Source organism: Pseudomonas mohnii, from assembly GCF_900105115.1.
Lineage (GTDB): Bacteria > Pseudomonadota > Gammaproteobacteria > Pseudomonadales > Pseudomonadaceae > Aquipseudomonas > Aquipseudomonas mohnii.
Map to the genome: position 1 here is coordinate 6,178,997 of NZ_FNRV01000001.1, position 16,060 is coordinate 6,195,056.

The 16,060-nt window shown below is 62.7% G+C and carries 16 protein-coding genes; 9 read left to right on the top strand and 7 right to left on the bottom strand.

Annotated elements, in window-relative coordinates; translation table 11 throughout:
* Window positions 1-37: 37 nt before the first annotated feature.
* From BLV61_RS28820 to BLV61_RS28830, 3 genes are all read left to right on the top strand, one after another.
* Complete coding sequence (locus tag BLV61_RS28820) at window positions 38-922, top strand: LysR substrate-binding domain-containing protein (RefSeq protein WP_047528263.1); 885 nt, start codon at window positions 38-40, stop codon at window positions 920-922.
* A gap of 100 nt (window positions 923-1,022) precedes the next feature.
* The gene (gene aguA, locus BLV61_RS28825) at window positions 1,023-2,147 is read left to right on the top strand and encodes an agmatine deiminase (RefSeq protein ID WP_090469193.1); all 1,125 of its coding nucleotides are present in this window, start codon (window positions 1,023-1,025) and stop codon (window positions 2,145-2,147) included.
* 2 nt (window positions 2,148-2,149) lie between these two features.
* Complete coding sequence (locus tag BLV61_RS28830; protein WP_090469195.1) at window positions 2,150-3,247, top strand: extracellular solute-binding protein; 1,098 nt, start codon at window positions 2,150-2,152, stop codon at window positions 3,245-3,247.
* An 83-nt stretch (window positions 3,248-3,330) separates the two neighbouring features.
* Here the strand turns inward: BLV61_RS28830 and BLV61_RS28835 are convergent, their stop codons facing one another.
* From BLV61_RS28835 to BLV61_RS28855, 5 genes are all read right to left on the bottom strand, one after another.
* A complete protein-coding gene (locus tag BLV61_RS28835; RefSeq protein ID WP_425272111.1) occupies window positions 3,331-3,960 on the bottom strand; it encodes a DNA-3-methyladenine glycosylase family protein in 630 nt (209 codons plus the stop codon).
* A 106-nt stretch (window positions 3,961-4,066) separates the two neighbouring features.
* Window positions 4,067-5,149: a bifunctional transcriptional activator/DNA repair enzyme AdaA gene (locus tag BLV61_RS28840; protein ID WP_090469197.1), complete on the bottom strand. Its 1,083-nt coding sequence runs from the start codon at window positions 5,147-5,149 to the stop codon at window positions 4,067-4,069.
* A gap of 101 nt (window positions 5,150-5,250) precedes the next feature.
* The gene (locus BLV61_RS28845; RefSeq protein ID WP_090469199.1) at window positions 5,251-6,291 is read right to left on the bottom strand and encodes a DMT family transporter; all 1,041 of its coding nucleotides are present in this window, start codon (window positions 6,289-6,291) and stop codon (window positions 5,251-5,253) included.
* 98 nt (window positions 6,292-6,389) lie between these two features.
* The gene (locus BLV61_RS28850; RefSeq protein WP_090469202.1) at window positions 6,390-7,010 is read right to left on the bottom strand and encodes a LysE family translocator; all 621 of its coding nucleotides are present in this window, start codon (window positions 7,008-7,010) and stop codon (window positions 6,390-6,392) included.
* Between the two features lie 90 nt (window positions 7,011-7,100).
* Complete coding sequence (locus tag BLV61_RS28855) at window positions 7,101-7,997, bottom strand: DMT family transporter (RefSeq protein ID WP_090469205.1); 897 nt, start codon at window positions 7,995-7,997, stop codon at window positions 7,101-7,103.
* A gap of 89 nt (window positions 7,998-8,086) precedes the next feature.
* Here BLV61_RS28855 and BLV61_RS28860 point away from each other — a divergent pair, with 89 nt between their 5' ends.
* Both BLV61_RS28860 and BLV61_RS28865 read left to right on the top strand, forming a co-directional pair.
* Complete coding sequence (locus BLV61_RS28860; RefSeq protein WP_090469208.1) at window positions 8,087-9,418, top strand: aminotransferase-like domain-containing protein; 1,332 nt, start codon at window positions 8,087-8,089, stop codon at window positions 9,416-9,418.
* A gap of 95 nt (window positions 9,419-9,513) precedes the next feature.
* Window positions 9,514-10,101 (top strand): LysE family translocator, encoded by a 588-nt coding sequence (locus BLV61_RS28865; protein ID WP_090469211.1) that lies wholly within the window; start codon window positions 9,514-9,516, stop codon window positions 10,099-10,101.
* A 41-nt stretch (window positions 10,102-10,142) separates the two neighbouring features.
* Here BLV61_RS28865 and BLV61_RS28870 read toward each other — a convergent pair whose 3' ends face one another.
* On the bottom strand, window positions 10,143-10,976 hold the full coding sequence (locus BLV61_RS28870; protein WP_090469213.1) for an AraC family transcriptional regulator: 834 nt from the start codon (window positions 10,974-10,976) through the stop codon (window positions 10,143-10,145).
* A gap of 33 nt (window positions 10,977-11,009) precedes the next feature.
* Complete coding sequence (locus BLV61_RS28875) at window positions 11,010-11,513, bottom strand: VOC family protein (protein ID WP_047528279.1); 504 nt, start codon at window positions 11,511-11,513, stop codon at window positions 11,010-11,012.
* Between the two features lie 265 nt (window positions 11,514-11,778).
* On the opposite strand from BLV61_RS28875, the gene BLV61_RS28880 reads away from it, so the two are divergent.
* The 4 genes from BLV61_RS28880 (at window position 11,779) to BLV61_RS28895 (ending at window position 16,059) form a co-directional block, all read left to right on the top strand.
* Window positions 11,779-12,027 (top strand): transmembrane sensor/regulator PpyR, encoded by a 249-nt coding sequence (locus tag BLV61_RS28880; RefSeq protein ID WP_090469216.1) that lies wholly within the window; start codon window positions 11,779-11,781, stop codon window positions 12,025-12,027.
* On the top strand, window positions 12,027-13,181 hold the full coding sequence (locus BLV61_RS28885) for an NnrS family protein (protein WP_090469219.1): 1,155 nt from the start codon (window positions 12,027-12,029) through the stop codon (window positions 13,179-13,181). Before BLV61_RS28880 ends, BLV61_RS28885 begins: the two co-directional genes overlap by 1 nt.
* Window positions 13,182-13,427: 246 nt before the next feature.
* A complete protein-coding gene (locus BLV61_RS28890; protein WP_047528283.1) occupies window positions 13,428-13,883 on the top strand; it encodes a (2Fe-2S)-binding protein in 456 nt (151 codons plus the stop codon).
* Window positions 13,884-13,890: 7 nt separating this feature from the next.
* Entirely contained in the window at window positions 13,891-16,059 is a 2,169-nt protein-coding gene (locus BLV61_RS28895; RefSeq protein WP_090469223.1) for a xanthine dehydrogenase family protein molybdopterin-binding subunit, read from the top strand.
* Window position 16,060 lies beyond the last annotated feature (1 nt).

A 16,060-nucleotide genomic window follows, 5' to 3' on the forward strand; every position in this document is an offset into this window, starting at 1 on the left:
AGTCAGCATGGGTACCTCCCTCTCCGGACCAGGCCCGATGCGACGACTACCCTCCCTGGCAGCACTGCGAACCTTCGAATGCGCCGCGCGCCATGCCCATTTCGGTCGGGCAGCCGCTGAGTTGTGTGTGACCGACAGCGCCGTCAGCCATCAGATTCGTCAGCTGGAAGAACAACTGGGCGTGTCGTTGTTTATTCGCGAAGGCCGGCAAATTCGTCCGACCATGGCTGCCGGGCGTTTGATGCAAAGTTTGCAGCAGGCCTTCGAATTGATCGGTGATGCCTGCGACGAATTACGCGACCCCTCGTCCCTCGCGGTGTTGCGCCTGGCGGTGACCGCCGAACTGGCGCAAAAGTGGCTGATGAGCCGCCTCACCGATTTCTATGCGCGCTATCCACACATCACCTTGCACCTTTACGAACAACCGATTGATGCCACGGCGCCGGGGGAAGACATCGACCTCGCCATCACCTACGGTACCGGCCCGGTGGACAGCAGTGCGTATTTCGTCCGGCCGCTGCCGGCGTTGCAGTTTTTTCCGGTGTGCAGTCCCGGTCTGTTCAACCAGGGCACGCTGAAAGCCCCCAGGGATCTGGCCCGTCACTGCCTGCTCCACGACGATCAGGACGGCAAGACCTGGACCGCCTGGCTCACCAGCCACGCCGGCGATCAGCGCCCCGAACGGCAGCTGTATTTCGCCCATGCCGGATTGGCGCTTGAGGCCGCGGCCCAGGGGCAGGGCGTGGCCATGGGCGATAACCTGACCGCCCAGGAAGACTTGCTCAGCGGCCGTCTGGTCCGGCCTTTTACCTCCAGCATGACCGCGTTGGGCCAATACGCGCTGGTGTGTGAACGGGTGCGCCTGGAGCGGCCGGCGGTCGCGCAGATGCTGGAATGGTTCAACGATCAGCTGGTCGATTGATGAGTTGAATTCAAGTATTCCGAAATAATCATCGTTGGCGAGGAGGCCGCCAACGACCTTAGCCTGTGGTCATTCCAATCCCCGCTAATGAGGTAGGCCCATGGCACGTTTGCTCGATTCCACTCCCAAACTCGACGGTTTCCGTTTGCCCGGCGAATTCGAAACCAAGTCCGGCTGCTGGCTTGGCTGGCCGGAGCGCACCGACGTCTGGCGCAATGGCGCCAAGCCTGCACAGAAAGTCTGGGTGCAGATCGTCACCGCAATCGCCCAGAGCGAACCGGTTACCGTGTGTGCCTCCGCTGCCCAGTTCGCCACCGCACGCCGCCAGTTGCCGCCGCAAGTGCGGGTGGTCGAAATGACCTGCAACGACACCTGGTTTCGCGACAGCGGCCCGTGCTTCGTGGTCAACGACCAGAGCGGCGAAGTGCGCGGCGTCGACTTTGAATTCAACGCCTACGGCGGACTCGACGGCGGTTTGTACTATCCATGGGACAAGGACGACCAGATCGCGAGCAAGATCCTCGAAATCGAACGCTTCGACCGCTATCGCGCACCGTTGATTGCCGAAATGGGCGGTATCCAGAGCGATGGCCAGGGCAGCATTCTCACCACCGAACAATGCCTGCTCAATCGCAATCGCAATCAGCACCTGGGCAAGGACGAAGTCACCCGGCGCCTGACCGATTACCTGGGCGCCGAGCAAATCATCTGGCTGCCGCGGGGCTGCAAGTTCGACGAAACCGATGGCCATGTCGATGACCTTGCATGCTTCGTGCGCCCCGGAGAAGTGGTGCTGCAATGGACCGATAACCGCGATGACCCGCAGTGGGAAATCTACCAGGAGGCCTACGACATCCTGCGCAGCACCCGCGACAGCCGTGGCCGCGAGCTGATCGTGCACAAACTGCCGCAACCGGATGTGTTGGAATGGACCGCTGAAGAGGCCGAAGGCCTGGACCAGCAGGACAGCACCCACACCCGCCAGGCCGGCACCAAAATCTGTGCGTCCTACATCAACTACTACGCCGGTAACACGTCGATCGTGGTGCCGCTGTTTGGTGATCGCAACGACCAGGTGGCGCAGGCGACCCTGGCGGAACTGTTCCCTCGGCACAAAATCGTCGGCATCGAAAACTCCCGGGAAATTCTCCTCGGTGGCGGCAACGTCGCGTGCATCACCATGCCTCAGTACGCCGGCGCCGCCAGCCACAAAAAGGGAGCGTGACCATGGGCCTGCACAAACTGACTCAAGCAATACTGCTGGTGCTTGCACCCCTGTGTGTGCAGGCCGCCGACACCCCAAAACCAGTGGTGAATCTCTATATATGGGGCGAGTACCTGGCCCCGGACACCCTGACCCATTTCGAGAAACAAACCGGTATCCATGTGGTCGCCGATCACTTTGACTCTCTGGAAACCGTCGAGACCAAACTGCTCACCGGCCGCAGCGGCTACGACCTGGTGCTGACTGCCGGACAGCATCTGTCCCGGGCCATCCAGAGCGGCGCGATCCAGCCCGTGGACAAGCAGCGACTGCCGCACTTTGCAGGCGTCGGCGAGGAGTTTCGTCAGCATATGGCGGTGTTCGATCCGGGCAATCGCTATGCCGGGATCTACGCCTGGGGCACCACGGGCGTGGGCTTTCAGGATGAGGCGGTCAAACAGCGCCTGCCCGACGCGCCGACGGACAGTTGGGCAATGCTGTTCGACCCGGCGGTGGTGGCGAAATTCGCCGATTGCGGGGTCAGCCTGCTCAATGATCCCAACGAGGTGTTCGCGGCGGTCATGAAGTACATGGGCCTGGACATCAACCGCCAGAACCTCGATGACCTGAAACGCGCCGAGGCGCAACTGGCGAAGATCCGCCCCTACATTCGCTACTTCGACAACGACCTGAACATCAGCGACCTGGCCAATGGCAACACCTGTGTGGCGATGTCGTGGAACGGCAACGTGGCCATCGCTGCCGGCCAGGCCGAAGCGGCGGGCAAACCTTACAAGCTCGGTTACCGGATACCGAAGGAGGGCACGTTGATCTGGTTCGATGCCATGGTCATTCCCAAGGATGCGCCTCATCCGCAGGCCGGCCTGGCTCTGATGGACTATTTGATGACGCCTGAAGTGATAGCGCCGATCACCGATACCATTCACTACGCCAACGCGATCACTGCGGCGGACAGCTTGATCGACCCGGCGATTCGCAATGATCCGGGGACTTACCCGCCGACCGAGGTTCGCGCTTCGTTGTACAGCAAGAATGACAACGGCAAGGACTTCAACCGGGCGCTGATCCGGGCGTTCAGCCGGTTGAAATCGGGGTTGTGACTGGCGTTGGGTGATGTGTTGAATCGGCGGGCGCCATCGTCGCAACGCCGCCGGAGCCTGCTCGCGAAGAACGATAACGCGGTCTATCGGTTGGACACCCGCCACAAATACCAGGAAGCCACCGTCCGATAAGGGCTCCACGCCAAGCCGATTTCAACCATCTGCTTGCGCGTCGGCTGTGCGTCCAGGCCCTTGAGCCGCCGATAACCCTCACGCACCCCGAAGTCGTCGGCCGGCAGGATGTCCGGCCGTTCCAGGCTATAGATCAGCAGCATTTCCACGGTCCAGCGGCCCACCCCGCGCAGGGTGATCAAGCGCTCGATCAACGCTTCATCGTCCATGGCCAGCGCGGTGGCGTAATCCGGCACGACGCCCTCGAGGGTCGCCTGGGCGATGCCTTGAATAGTGGCGATCTTGCTGGCGGAGAACCCGCAACCGCGCAGTTGATCGAAGTCGCTGGCCACGACCTGCTCGGGCCTGGGGAACAGGCCGGACGGGAACAGGGCGAGCAACCGACCGATGATCGCATCGCCGGCCCGGGCATGCAGTTGCTGATAGGCAATCGACCGTACCAGCGACTCATAAGGATCGCGGGCGGCGTGGGGTTGGTGCAGGCACGGGCCGACCGCCGCGATGTGTCGGCGCCAGTCCTCATCGACTGACGACAAGAACACCGTGGCGGGTCGGTAGCGGTCGGGTATGGGCTCAGGCATTTGCGCAGGGCTTTAATGGCGCGTGGATTTCGCCGTGGGTCTGTGGGTGCCATTGATTGTCGCGCCAGTCCATCGGGTTTCCTTTCTTGTGAAAAACAGTGGGCGATCAGAAGGCGAGTTGTTGGGTGATCTGCACGGCGGCTTTTTCCAGCCTGAGCAGAAACGCCTTGCGCGGCTGCCCTCCACCATAGCCCGTCAGCGAGCCATCGGCACCGATCACCCGGTGGCACGGCAGGACGATCGAAAGGCGGTTGTGCCCATTGGCCAGGCCGACCGCGCGGCTGGCGCCGGGTTTGCCCAGCCTGGCGGCGATGGCCCCGTAGGTGGTGGTCTGGCCGTAAGGGATGGTCGCCAGGATGGCCCAGACCTGGCGGGAAAACTCGCTGCCGGGCAGGTGCAGCGCCACGTTGAACTCGGTCAAGTCGCCGGCGAAGTACCGCGCCAGTTCCTGCTCGATTTGCTGCAGGTGGTGGTTGTGTCCTGGCGCCACGGCATAGCCGAAACGGTTCTGCAGGGCTTCAATCTCCCGGGTCAACACCGGCCGGTCGAGGAACTCCAGCAACACCAGCCCACGGCGCTCGGCCATGGCGATCATCGGTCCCAGCGGCGTGGTCAGGCGCGTGAACAGCAGCGGCTCACTGTTGGCTGCGCGACCGGGGGTGATGTGGAAGGATTTGCGGAAGGCATCGCGAAAACCGCTCAGGGACTCGTAGCCGCAGTCGAACGCTGCGCTGTCGATGGAGTCGCCCTGTTTGATGCCGCCCAGCGCCATGCCGAGGCGGCGCGTGCGCAACCAGGCATGAAAGGTCATGCCGAAATGCTGCTTGAACCAGCGCCGCAGTTTCAGCGGCTCGATGCCGGCGGCCAGCAACCGGGCATCGGTCCAGCGCTGCTCGGGATCGGCTTCCACCGACTTGAGCAGCGTCTGTACCCAATCCGGGGCGATGGCCGCGGCGTCCAGGGGTTTACAGCGCAGGCAGGCGCGATAGCCCGCCGACAGGCACTCGTCGGCATGGGCGAAGAACTCGACGTTCTCCGGCTTTGGCTTGCGTGCCGTGCAGCTGGGACGACAGAAAATCCCGGTGGTTTTGACCGCGGTAAAAAACACCCCCTCGTAGGCGGTGTCGCGTTCGAGCATGGCGCGAACCATCTCGGCATGGGGCGGAAGTTGCGTGCTGTGTACGTTCATGGGGCCAGCATAGAGGTCGAATCAGACGGTCTCCACCGGAAAATCGACAGAGAATTGCGGAGCGTTCCAGACCCGCTCCATCAGGAGGTGCCGGTGCTCGACTAGTGCTTGTGACGATGATGGATGTCTGGAAAGTGCGCATGGCTGTGACGCAGGGGCGTGTGTTGGTGTTCATGGCTGTGGGGTTCGGTGCCGTCCCACTCGAATGCATGTTCGTGTTGGTGGTGTTCATCGTGGACGTGTCGATGACGGTGAAGAAGGGTTTGGTGCTCATGTTCATGGGCATGGCTTTCCTTGAGGTGAATCCAGACCCCCAGCCCCATCAACAAAGAAGCCACCCAAAAACTCGCCGTCACCGATTCGCCCAGCAGCAGGATGGCAATGGCGGCGCCGAGGAACGGCGCGGTGGAAAAATAGGCGCCCGTGCGTGCGGAACCCAGCCCGCGCAAGGCCAGTACAAACAACACCAGGCTGATACCGTAACCGAGCAGGCCGACGATCAGGGTTGGGCCAAGCACCGTCATCGGTGGCAACGATGCACCGAGCGACAGCGCCAGGGAACAGTTCACCAACCCGGCGCACAAACCCTTTACACCCGCAATGAACAGCGCGTCCGAGGCTGACACTTTGCGCGTCAGATTGTTATCGATAGCCCAACAGGCGCAGGCCAGGGCGACACACAGCGGCCCGGTCCAGCCCTGGGAGTGAACCGCTCCCTGTGGCCAGGCCAGCAGCACGCCCCCTGCGACGATCGCCAGCATGCCGATGACGATGCGTCGGTCGGCGTTCTCTTTAAACACCACCCACGCCAGCACGGCGGTCAGTACTGATTCGAGGTTCAGCATCAAGGAGGCTGTGGCGCCAGAGGTTGAGGTCAAGCCAGACATCAATGCCACGGGGCCGAGAATCCCGCCAAATGCAATCGCGCCGATCAGCCAGGGCCATTCCGCAGAGGTCAGCCCGCTGGGGCGCCAGCCCCGGTCGCGGATCAATCGGGCAAGGGTCAATCCCAGGCCGCTGCCCATGTACAGCAGTCCGGCCAGCAGGATGGGCGAAAGGTTCAGCCCCAACAGCTTGGCCAATGGCGTACTTGCACCAAACAGCGCAGCGGCGGCAAGGGCGTAAAGAATGCTTGTGTTCATTGGGGCCTGGCTTTCACATCAATGGCGGGATGATCTATTTAGTCACAGGCGCGGTGCCCGATCCATGCTGATGGAGAGGGCCATGAATAAAAAACGGCTCAGGCCCGACGCGCCATCAGCAACACCGAAGCCGCCGCCGACAGCAGCCCCGCGCAGCAGCGGTTGAAGAGGCGCTTGCCCGCCGGCTTGGCAAACCAGCGGCGCATGTGCAGGCCCATGTAGGCATAGGCCGCGATGGCGATCCATTCCAGTATCAGGAACAGTGCACCCAGCACCGCGAACTGCGGGGTGATGGCGCGGGTCGCGTCGACGAATTGCGGCAGGAACGCGGTGAAGATCAGGATCGCCTTCGGATTGCCCGCTGCCACCAGAAACTCTTGCCGGGCCAGCGCCAGCATCCCCACCGGAGCGCTGGCCACCACGTTCTCCACGCCGGGATCGGCACGCCACAACTGCCAGGCCAGGTAGAACAGGTAGGCCGCACCGAGAATCTTGATCCCGTAGAACAACAATTCCGAGGTTTGCAGCACCACCGCCAGACCAGCCGAGGCCAGAGCGATCATCCCGGCGAACGCCAGCAGGCGCCCTAGGCCGGCCAGGCACGCGGTGCGATAGCCGTAGCGGGTCGAATTGCTCACCGACAGCAGGTTGTTCGGGCCGGGTGCCATGTTCAGGGCGAAGCAGGCCGGGAGAAAGAGGGAGAGGGTGGCGAGGTCCATGATGGGCTCCAGTAGCGAGAGCGTATTTTTATCACAGCCCTTGAAGGGGGCGCCCCGTACAGTCATGGACCTAAAGTGCCGTATCAGTGGCTAGCGGGAGAACTTTTTCGCTCCGGCCACGCAGAGGATCACCGCGACTGTCACGCCAAGCATCCCAAGGCTGACCTGTTCGTGCAGCAGGGTCGCCGCCAGCGCCAGGCCAAAAAACGGCTGCAGCAATTGCAGTTGGCCGACGGCGGCGATTCCGCCTTGGGCGAGGCCGCGATACCAGAACACAAAGCCGATCAGCATGCTGAACAGTGACACGTACCCCAGGCTGAGCCAGGCGGGCGCGCTGATGTTGGCGAAGGTCGCGGGCACTCGCCACCAGGTCACGGCTGCCATGATCGGCAGCGCCAACACCAGCGCCCAGGAAATCACCTGCCAGCCACCGAGCGTCCTGGACAGCTTCGCGCCTTCGGCATAGCCAAGGCCGCAGGCCAGGATTGCCAGCAGCATCAAGAGATCGCCTTGCGGTGCCGCGGTCAGTCCCTGGGACGCGGCGAAACCGACGACCAGCAGGCTGCCCAGTACCGAGAACACCCAGAACACTGGCCGGGGCCGCTCGCCACCGCGCAAGACCCCGAATACCGCAGTCGCCAGCGGCAACAGGCCGACGAACACGATGGAGTGTGCGGACGTCACGTATTGCAGCGCCAGTGCCGTCAACAGCGGAAAGCCGACCACCACACCCAAGGCCACGATGGCCAAGGGCAGCAGTTGCTGGCGCGCGGGGCGCTTTTCCTTGAACAGCAGTAACAGGCACAGTGCCAGGATCGCCGCGAGGGTGGCGCGGGCGACCGTCAGGAATACCGGATCGAACTCCAGCACCGCCACCCGCGTCGCAGGCAGCGAGCCGCTAAAGATCACCACGCCGATCAGGCCATTGATCCAGCCGCTGGCGTTGCTTTGCAGTGACGGGTGTTGCAGGTTCGAAGTCCGTTCCATTTCGCTCTCGCTCAAAGTCTGGTTGCACGAAAGCCATCCTATGGCCGACTATCGGTACAATCAAAAAATTGTCATGGATACATCTCGACATGCCTCGCTCCCGCTACAAATCCCTGGTAGACGCCTTTGCCGCCGACATCCGCGCTGGTCGCCTGTCGCCCGGTACACGCTTGCCGACTCACCGGCAACTCGCCTCCGAGCAAGGCTTGGCGCTGGTCACGGCCAGCCGGGTGTACGCCGAGCTTGAAAGCATGGGCCTGGTCAGTGGCGAAACCGGGCGCGGCACCTTTGTCCGGGAGACGTCGCTGCCGCCCGGTCAAGGCATTGCCCAGTCCGTGGTGGCGGCGGGGATGATTGACCTCAACTTCAACTATCCGTCGTTGCCCGGTCAGGCCGATCTGTTGCGCAACGCCCTGCGTCAGTTGGCGTTGTCCGGGGACCTCGAAGCGCTGCTGCGTTACCAGCCTCACGCGGGGCGTTTGCATGAACGGGCCTCGGTGGCGCGGCACCTGAGTGAGCGCGGGCTCAACGTGCCGGCCGAACAGGTCATGATCGTCAGCGGCGCCCAGCACGGCCTGGCGGTGACCCTGATGACCTTGCTCAAGCCCGGCGATGTGATCGCTGCGGATGCGTTGACGTACCCTGGTTTCAAGACGCTGGCCGAAACCCTGCATCTGGAGCTCTTGCCCATTCCCGTCACGGACCAGGGGCCTGACCTGCCCGCCCTCGAAAAGCTGTGCCGGACTCGATCGGTACGGGCCGTCTACGCGATGCCGACGCTGCACAACCCCTTGGGCTGGGTGATGTCGACCGAACAGCGGGAGCAGTTGGTGTCGATAGCCCGCCGGCATGATCTGACGATCATCGAGGACGCGGCCTACGCCTTTCTGGCCGACGACGTTCCGCCACCCCTGGCGACCTTGGCGCCGGAAAGGACGGTGTACGTTTCAGGCCTGTCGAAGAATATCGCCACCGGGTTGCGCGTCGGATTTATAGCCGCGCCCGTCCCCTGGGTCGCAGCCTTCGAGCGCACGATCATGGCAACCACCTGGAACACGCCCGGCGTGATGACCGCCATCGCCTGCGGCTGGCTCGATGACGGCACCGTCCTCAAGCTCGAAGCGCAGAAACGTGCGGACGCCCAGGCCAGGCAGGCCCTGGCGCGCAAGGAACTGGCGGGGCTCAGGATCATCAGCCATCCGTCTTCGTATTTCATCTGGCTGCCACTGACCGACGATGCCCGCGCTGACCAGATCGCCATGGCGCTGATGCGCGAGCAGGTCTCGGTCTCACCCGCCGATCCCTTTGCGATCTCGACCCATGTGCCCCACGCGATCCGCCTGGCGCTGGGCTCGGTGGACATGGACTCGTTGCGTCAGGCACTGGTGAAAGTGAAGCGGGTGGTCGGCTATTACGCCTAGGGGCGGATCTTGCGCGCAGGGCAGTTTTCTTCAATACGCACACCCGCGGGCGCTTTACCTTGGGGCCTGGTTCAACTGACAGGAACAGGTGTGCGATGAGTTTGATGATGTCCATGGCGGCGTTTGCGTTGGCCGCTTCGATTACGCCGGGGCCGGTGAATATCGTGGCCTTGAGTTCCGGGGCGCGCTTCGGCTTTCGTGCCAGTCAGCGGCATGTGGCCGGGGCGACCCTGGGCTTCGTGCTGCTGCTGGTGTTGATGGGGCTGGGGTTGCATGAGGTGTTGCGGCTGTGGCCGGCGATGACCCGGGTGGTGCAGTGGGCGGGCGTGGCGTTCCTGTTGTACATGGCGTACAAGCTCGCGGCCGACAATGGACAGCTTGAGGCGAAGGACGCAAACCGTGCCCCGTCGATGCTGTATGGCGCCGTGATGCAATGGCTCAACCCGAAAGCCTGGCTGGCCTGCGTGGCCGGCATGGGCGCATTTGTCGCCAATGGCGAGGCGCGGCTGGTCTGGCAGTTTGCGGCGGTGTACCTGGTGATTTGTTACCTGTCGGTCGGCTGCTGGGCCTACGCCGGGACTTTTCTGCGCGGCTACCTCAACAACCCGGCGGGCATGCGCTGGTTTAACCGGGTGATGGCGTTGATGCTGGCGGTGAGTGCGGTTTACCTGATTGCTGAATGAGTGACAGGTCTGTTGTGTTGATGAGTATCTGTGGCGAGGGTTCAGCCCCGATACTGCCCCGGCGTCGCCGCCAGATGCTGTTTAAACGCCCGTTGAAAGTGCGCCTGGTCGGCAAATCCCGCTTCCAGTGCGACGTCGGCGATCAGCTTGCCGTGGCGCAGTTGGTCCCGGGCGAACTGGATGCGTCGGTTGACCAGGAAGGCGTGGGGTGTCATGCCGTAATGCTGCTTGAACGCGCGGATCAGGTAGGACGGTGACAGCTGTGCCGCTTCGCAGATGTCTTCGAGCTTGAGCATCTGCGTGCAGTGATCGCGGATGAATTCGGCGGCGCGTTCGAGTTTGAAGTTCGGCTCGCGCAGCGGTTGATCGGTCGGGTTGAGGCGCAGTTGCACGTCGCTGAAAAACTCTACGGCCGTGCTCTGCTTGCGCAGCACGTCCTGTTGCGGATCGACCAACACTTCATACAAAGCCTTCAGCCCGTCGAACAGACTGGTGTCGGACGTGTGGGTGAGCGCAAAACGACGGAACGCCAGGTCGTGGCTGAACCCGAGCTGGTGCTGCAAGTCGGTGAGCCATGCGGTATCGACGTACAGCATCAGGTACGACCAAGGCTGGTCGTCGATCGGATTGCAGGCGTGGACATCGTCGGGGTTCATCAACACCACGGTGCCGGTGCTGACCTCGAACCGCGATTGCTCGTGGACGTAAGTACTGCGCCCGGCGGTGATTGCGCCGATGGAGAAGTGTTCGTGGGCATGCCGGGTGTAACAGACCTCGCGCCCGTCGGCGATGGCGCGCGCTTCGATGAAGGGCAGGGTGTCATCGCGCCAGAAGCGCGGGGCCTTGTCGGTGGCCTTGGGCGTGGAGAGCTTCATGGTCAATCCTTGGCAGTTCAGCGTCGGAGTGTATTAGCTCTCGCCGTCAAAGGCTCGTTGCAGCTCGGCAATGTCGAGTTTTTTCATGTGCATCATCGCCAGCATGGCACGCTGGGATTTTGCCGTGTCGGGGTCTTTGATCATCTCCATCATCGCCACCGGCACGATTTGCCAGGACACGCCGAACTTGTCCTTGAGCCAGCCGCATTGCTGCGCCTCGACCGGCCCGCCCGCAGACAGGCGTCCCCAGAAGTGGTCGACTTCTTCCTGGGTCTGGCAATTGACCTGGAACGAGATCGCTTCGTTGAACGTGAAGTTCGGGCCTCCGTTAAGGCCGGTAAACGTCTGTCCGTCGAGTTCGAAGCTGACGGTCATGACCGACCCGACTTCCCGGCCGTGGAATTCCTGGCCGGCCTTGCCGTAATGGGTGATGGCGGTGATTTTTGCGTGATCGAAGATCGCACAGTAGAACTTGGCGGCCTCTTCGGCCTGGCCGTCGAACCACAGGCAGGGGGTGATTTTTTGTACGTGTAGCATGGCGGGTCTCCCTGGCAGGTTTTTGCAGGCTGGACTATCAGCGTAGCCAGCCTGATGTCGGCCGGGCGTGCCGTAGATCGACAAGTGCTTGCTGCTGTTTTGTCGGGTGTAGTCTGTATGACTCCTGATCGAGTCATACAGACTATTCCTTGTGGTAGTCGAAAAGACTCAAGGCCTCGCAGGTGCCTGATTTACAAGGGTTAAATATCTGGCACGGGACTTGATACGACACACGTACCACTGAACGCCTTCAGGAGTACGGAAAATGTTCGACTTCTTCAGCCATCCTCAGCATGTTTTGCATCTTTCCAGCCGCGTGCTCGGCACCGGCCTGGCCATGCTGCTTGCCGGGATTTATGGCGCTTATCTCTATGCCGGTCATTTGCCGATCGTCGCGCTGGTAGCGATGCATGCCATGACCATCGTCGGACCCACCCTGTTGAAAGTCGGCTACGTCATGCGCTTGCTGGCTCAGCATCGGTTGAGCATACCGATGGCCGGGGTGCTGGCCTGATGCGCGCATTCGGCGCTGCACCCGTCTTCAGTCTCGGTTTTCGCCCGTTCTTTCTCGCCGGCGCTGCATTTGCCGCGCTGGCGGTGGCCATCTGGGCGCTTTGGCTGTACGGCCGATGGCCCGGCGTTGAACCGGTGGGCGGCATGCTTGCCTGGCATCGACACGAGATGCCGTTCGGGTTTGCCGTGGCGATCATTGCCGGCTTTTTGCTGACAGCGGTGCCGAACTGGACAGGTCGGCGGGGACTCAATGGCTGGCCGCTGATCGGGCTGGTGCTGGTCTGGCTGCTGGCGCGGCTGGCGTGGCTGATGCCGATTCCTCATGCGTTGTTGCTGGTGCTTCAACTGCCTTTTCTGCCGCTGCTGGCGTGGGTGCTGGGGCGGGATCTGCTGGCGGCGGGCAAACGCGATAATTACCCGATTTTGCTGATGATCACCTTGTTGGCCGGGTGCCAGGTGATGACGCTGTGGGGGCTCGCGACCCATGACGATGGCCTGCAACGGCGCGGTGTGCTGGCGGCGCTGTGGCTGGTGGCGGCGTTGATGAGTGTGATCGGTGGGCGCGTGATCCCGTTCTTCATTCAGCGCGGATTGAGTCGTCCGCCAGCGCCTGCGGCCAGTCCATTGCCGACCAGGGTGCTGCTGGTCAGTGGGTTGCTGGTCGCCGTGAGCTTTGCCTTCGGCTTGAATGACGCGCCAAGGCCCTGGTTGTCGTTGTTGTTTGTGCTGATCGGGGCGTTGCATCTGCTGCGGCTGTGGCGCTGGCATGACCGTGGAATGTGGCGGGTGCCTCTGCTGTGGTCGCTGTACCTGTCCTATGGGTGGCTGTCTGTGGCGGTCGTGGCGATGGCGTTGTGGCACGCCGGCCTGATGCCGCAACAGAGCCTGGCCACCCATGCGCTGGCGGTTGGCGCCATCGGCGGGCTGATTCTGGCGATGATTGCCCGGGTCAGCCTCGGCCATACCGGGCGGTCGTTGTTGCCTTCCAAAGCGATAGTGGCGGGTTTTTTCCTGATGCTGCTGGCCGGTTTGTCGCGTGTACTGCTGGTGCCGTTTTCCGGGTTGGGGCTGGGACTGGCGGCGTTGCTGTGGTGTTCGGCATTCGGATTGTTCCTGCTGCGTTATACCGGGGTGTTGCTCAAGCCTCGGGTCTAGCGCCGATGTCGCTAAAACTGTGGGGGCGAGCCGGCTCGCTCCCGCAACAGTCCTTGAACTCACTGGGATCAGTCGATTGAGACGGTTTAATTGACCGACTGTCGATAGGGTTCGGCCTGCGGGTCAAATTGCGCTTAGCTGTAAGGGATAACCCAAGGCGCGCGAAAATTCGCTTTACTCCTGCAACCCATCACCTTTCCCAAGACGCGCGCTCTTCAGAACACCTTGAGTCTGAGGACCTTCGCAATGCTGACCCTGAACATCAATGGCAAGGACCAGGAACTGGATGTCCCCGCGGACATGCCGCTGCTCTGGGTCCTGCGCGACGTTGCGCACCTGACCGGGACCAAATTCGGTTGTGGCATGGCCCAGTGCGGCGCCTGCACGGTGCACATCGATGGCGCGCCGCTGCGCTCGTGCATCACGCCCGCCACGGCCGTGGCCCACGGGCAGAAAATCCTCACCATCGAAGGCCTGTCCACCGACGGTTCGCATCCGGTGCAACAAGCCTGGGCCGAACTCGATGTGGTGCAGTGCGGTTACTGTCAGTCCGGGCAGATCATGTCGGCGGCGGCGCTGCTGGCGAAGATCCCGCAACCGACCGACAGCGATATCGATCAAGCGCTGTCCGGCAACATTTGTCGCTGCGGCACCTATCCACGCATCCGCGCCGCGGTGAAACGCGCCGCCGAGTTGAGTTGAGGTGGCCATGGACAGCATCACTGCGTTATCGCGTCGGGGTTTCCTCAAGGGCGCCACGGCGCTGGGCAGCGGCCTGGTGGTGGCGTTTGTCATCCCTGGTGCCCATCGGTTTACCCAGGGGGCGGACAACCAGGGCAATGTGTTCACGCCGAATGCGTTCCTGCGCATCGGCAATGACAACAGCGTCACTGTGTTGCTCGGCCATTCGGAAATGGGCCAGGGTATCTGGACCGGCCTGACCATGCTGATTGCCGAAGAGCTGGATGCCGACTGGTCGAAAATCCGCGTCGAACATTCCCCGGCCTCGGCTAAGGATTATGGGCTGGCCGGGTTTGGCGGGATGCAAATCACCGGCGGCTCGACTTCGACCTGGATGGAGTTCGACCGCTATCGCCAGGCCGGTGCGGCGGCGCGATTGATGTTGATCGAGGCTGCGGCCAAGCGTTTCAACGTGGCGCCGTCGCAGATCCGTACGGAATCGGGCGTGGTCATTGCCGGCGACCAGCGCGCCAGCTACGGCGAACTGGCCGACGATGCTGGCAAGCTGCCGGTGCCGGATCCGGCATCGATCAAGCTCAAGGACGCCAAGGACTGGAAATTCATCGGCAAACCCACCAAACGCCTGGACACCCCGGAAAAAATCACCGGGCGCGCGAAGTTCGGTATGGACGTGCAATTCGACGGCTTGATGACCGCGATGGTCGCCCGGTCGCCGGTATTTGGCGGCAGCGTCAAATCCTTCGAAGGCGCCGGCGCGCTGGCGATCCCGGGGGTGCACAAAGTGCTGCAGGTGCCGACCGGTGTGGCGGTGATTGCCGATCATTATTGGGCGGCCAAGTTGGGGCGTGACGCGCTGACGGTGGAGTGGGACTTGGGGCCGAATACAGGCCTCGACAGTCAAAAACTGCTGGAGACTTTCCGCAAACTCGCCGCCACGCCGGGCCTTCCGGCCAGTCAGGCGGGCGATACCCAGGCGACGCTGGCCAAGGCGAGCAAGACCCTCGATGTCGAGTACAGCGTGCCGTACCTCGCGCATGCGCCCATGGAACCACTCAACTGCACGGTGAAGATCACCCAGGACAAGTGCGAAATCTGGACCGGCACCCAGTTCCAGACCCTCGATCAGATGATCGCCGGGAAAATCACCGGGCTCAAACCAGAGCAAGTGGAAATCCATACCGAGTTCCTGGGCGGCGGTTTTGGCCGGCGCGCCAACCCGACGTCGGACTTTGTCGCTGAAGCGGTGCAGGTTGCCAAGGCCGCGGGCGGGCCGGTGAAAACCGTGTGGGCGCGGGAGGATGACATTCGTGGCGGCTATTACCGCTCGGCGTTCCTGCATCAGGCGCGGATTGGCCTGGGTGCCGACGGGCTGCCGCTGGCGTGGAAGCATGTGATGGTCGGGCAGTCGATCATGGCCGGCACCTCCCTCGAAGCGGCGATGGTCAAGGATGGTATCGACAAGACCTCGGTCGAAGGCGTTGTGGACAGTCCCTACCTCGAAGGGCTGGCCAATCATCAGGTCGAGCTGCATTCACCGCAAACCGGCATCAAGGTGCTGTGGTTGCGTTCGGTGGGGCACAGTCACACGGCGTTTGTCATGGAATCGTTGATCGACGAGCTGGCGACGGCGGCGGGCAAGGACCCGGTGGAGTACCGCCGAACCTTGCTCAAGGATCATCCGCGACACCTCGGCGTGTTGAACCTGGCGGTGGAGAAAGCCAACTGGAAGGCGCCACTGCCCCAGGGGCATGCCTTGGGCGTGGCGGTGCACGAGTCTTTCGGCAGTTACGTGGCGCAGGTTGCCGAAGTGTCCCAGGACAACCTGGCGATCCGCGTGCATCGGGTGGTGTGCGCGGTGGACTGCGGGATTGCGGTTAACCCGCAGAGCATCGCGGCGCAGATGGAGTCGTGCATCACCTTTGGCCTCGGCTTCACCTTGCACAGCAAGCTGACCTTCAAGGACGGGCAAGTGGTGCAGTCCAATTACCACGACTATCAGGTGCTGCGGCTCAACGAGATGCCGGTGGTGGAGGTGCATATCGTGCCCAGCAGCGATAAACCCGGCGGTATCGGCGAGGCGGGCGTGCCGCCCATGGCGCCGGCCGTGGCCAACGCGGTGTTTGCCTTGACCGGCCAGCGCCTGCGCGAATTGCCACTGCAGTTGTCGGGGGTGTGAG

Bases quoted from the DNA above. Each gene is read 5' to 3' on its own strand.
- BLV61_RS28855 (WP_090469205.1), bottom strand. From the start codon at position 7,997: ATGGAACGGACTTCGAACCTGCAACACCCGTCACTGCAAAGCAACGCC.
- BLV61_RS28875 (WP_047528279.1), bottom strand. From the start codon at position 11,513: ATGCTACACGTACAAAAAATCACCCCCTGCCTGTGGTTCGACGGCCAG.
- BLV61_RS28820 (WP_047528263.1), top strand. From the start codon at position 38: ATGCGACGACTACCCTCCCTGGCAGCACTGCGAACCTTCGAATGCGCC.
- BLV61_RS28865 (WP_090469211.1), top strand. From the start codon at position 9,514: ATGAGTTTGATGATGTCCATGGCGGCGTTTGCGTTGGCCGCTTCGATT.
- BLV61_RS28835 (WP_425272111.1), bottom strand. From the start codon at position 3,960: ATGCCTGAGCCCATACCCGACCGCTACCGACCCGCCACGGTGTTCTTG.
- BLV61_RS28880 (WP_090469216.1), top strand. From the start codon at position 11,779: ATGTTCGACTTCTTCAGCCATCCTCAGCATGTTTTGCATCTTTCCAGC.
- BLV61_RS28845 (WP_090469199.1), bottom strand. From the start codon at position 6,291: ATGAACACAAGCATTCTTTACGCCCTTGCCGCCGCTGCGCTGTTTGGT.
- BLV61_RS28830 (WP_090469195.1), top strand. From the start codon at position 2,150: ATGGGCCTGCACAAACTGACTCAAGCAATACTGCTGGTGCTTGCACCC.
- BLV61_RS28840 (WP_090469197.1), bottom strand. From the start codon at position 5,149: ATGAACGTACACAGCACGCAACTTCCGCCCCATGCCGAGATGGTTCGC.
- aguA (WP_090469193.1), top strand. From the start codon at position 1,023: ATGGCACGTTTGCTCGATTCCACTCCCAAACTCGACGGTTTCCGTTTG.
- BLV61_RS28885 (WP_090469219.1), top strand. From the start codon at position 12,027: ATGCGCGCATTCGGCGCTGCACCCGTCTTCAGTCTCGGTTTTCGCCCG.
- BLV61_RS28850 (WP_090469202.1), bottom strand. From the start codon at position 7,010: ATGGACCTCGCCACCCTCTCCCTCTTTCTCCCGGCCTGCTTCGCCCTG.
- BLV61_RS28860 (WP_090469208.1), top strand. From the start codon at position 8,087: ATGCCTCGCTCCCGCTACAAATCCCTGGTAGACGCCTTTGCCGCCGAC.
- BLV61_RS28890 (WP_047528283.1), top strand. From the start codon at position 13,428: ATGCTGACCCTGAACATCAATGGCAAGGACCAGGAACTGGATGTCCCC.
- BLV61_RS28870 (WP_090469213.1), bottom strand. From the start codon at position 10,976: ATGAAGCTCTCCACGCCCAAGGCCACCGACAAGGCCCCGCGCTTCTGG.
- BLV61_RS28895 (WP_090469223.1), top strand. From the start codon at position 13,891: ATGGACAGCATCACTGCGTTATCGCGTCGGGGTTTCCTCAAGGGCGCC.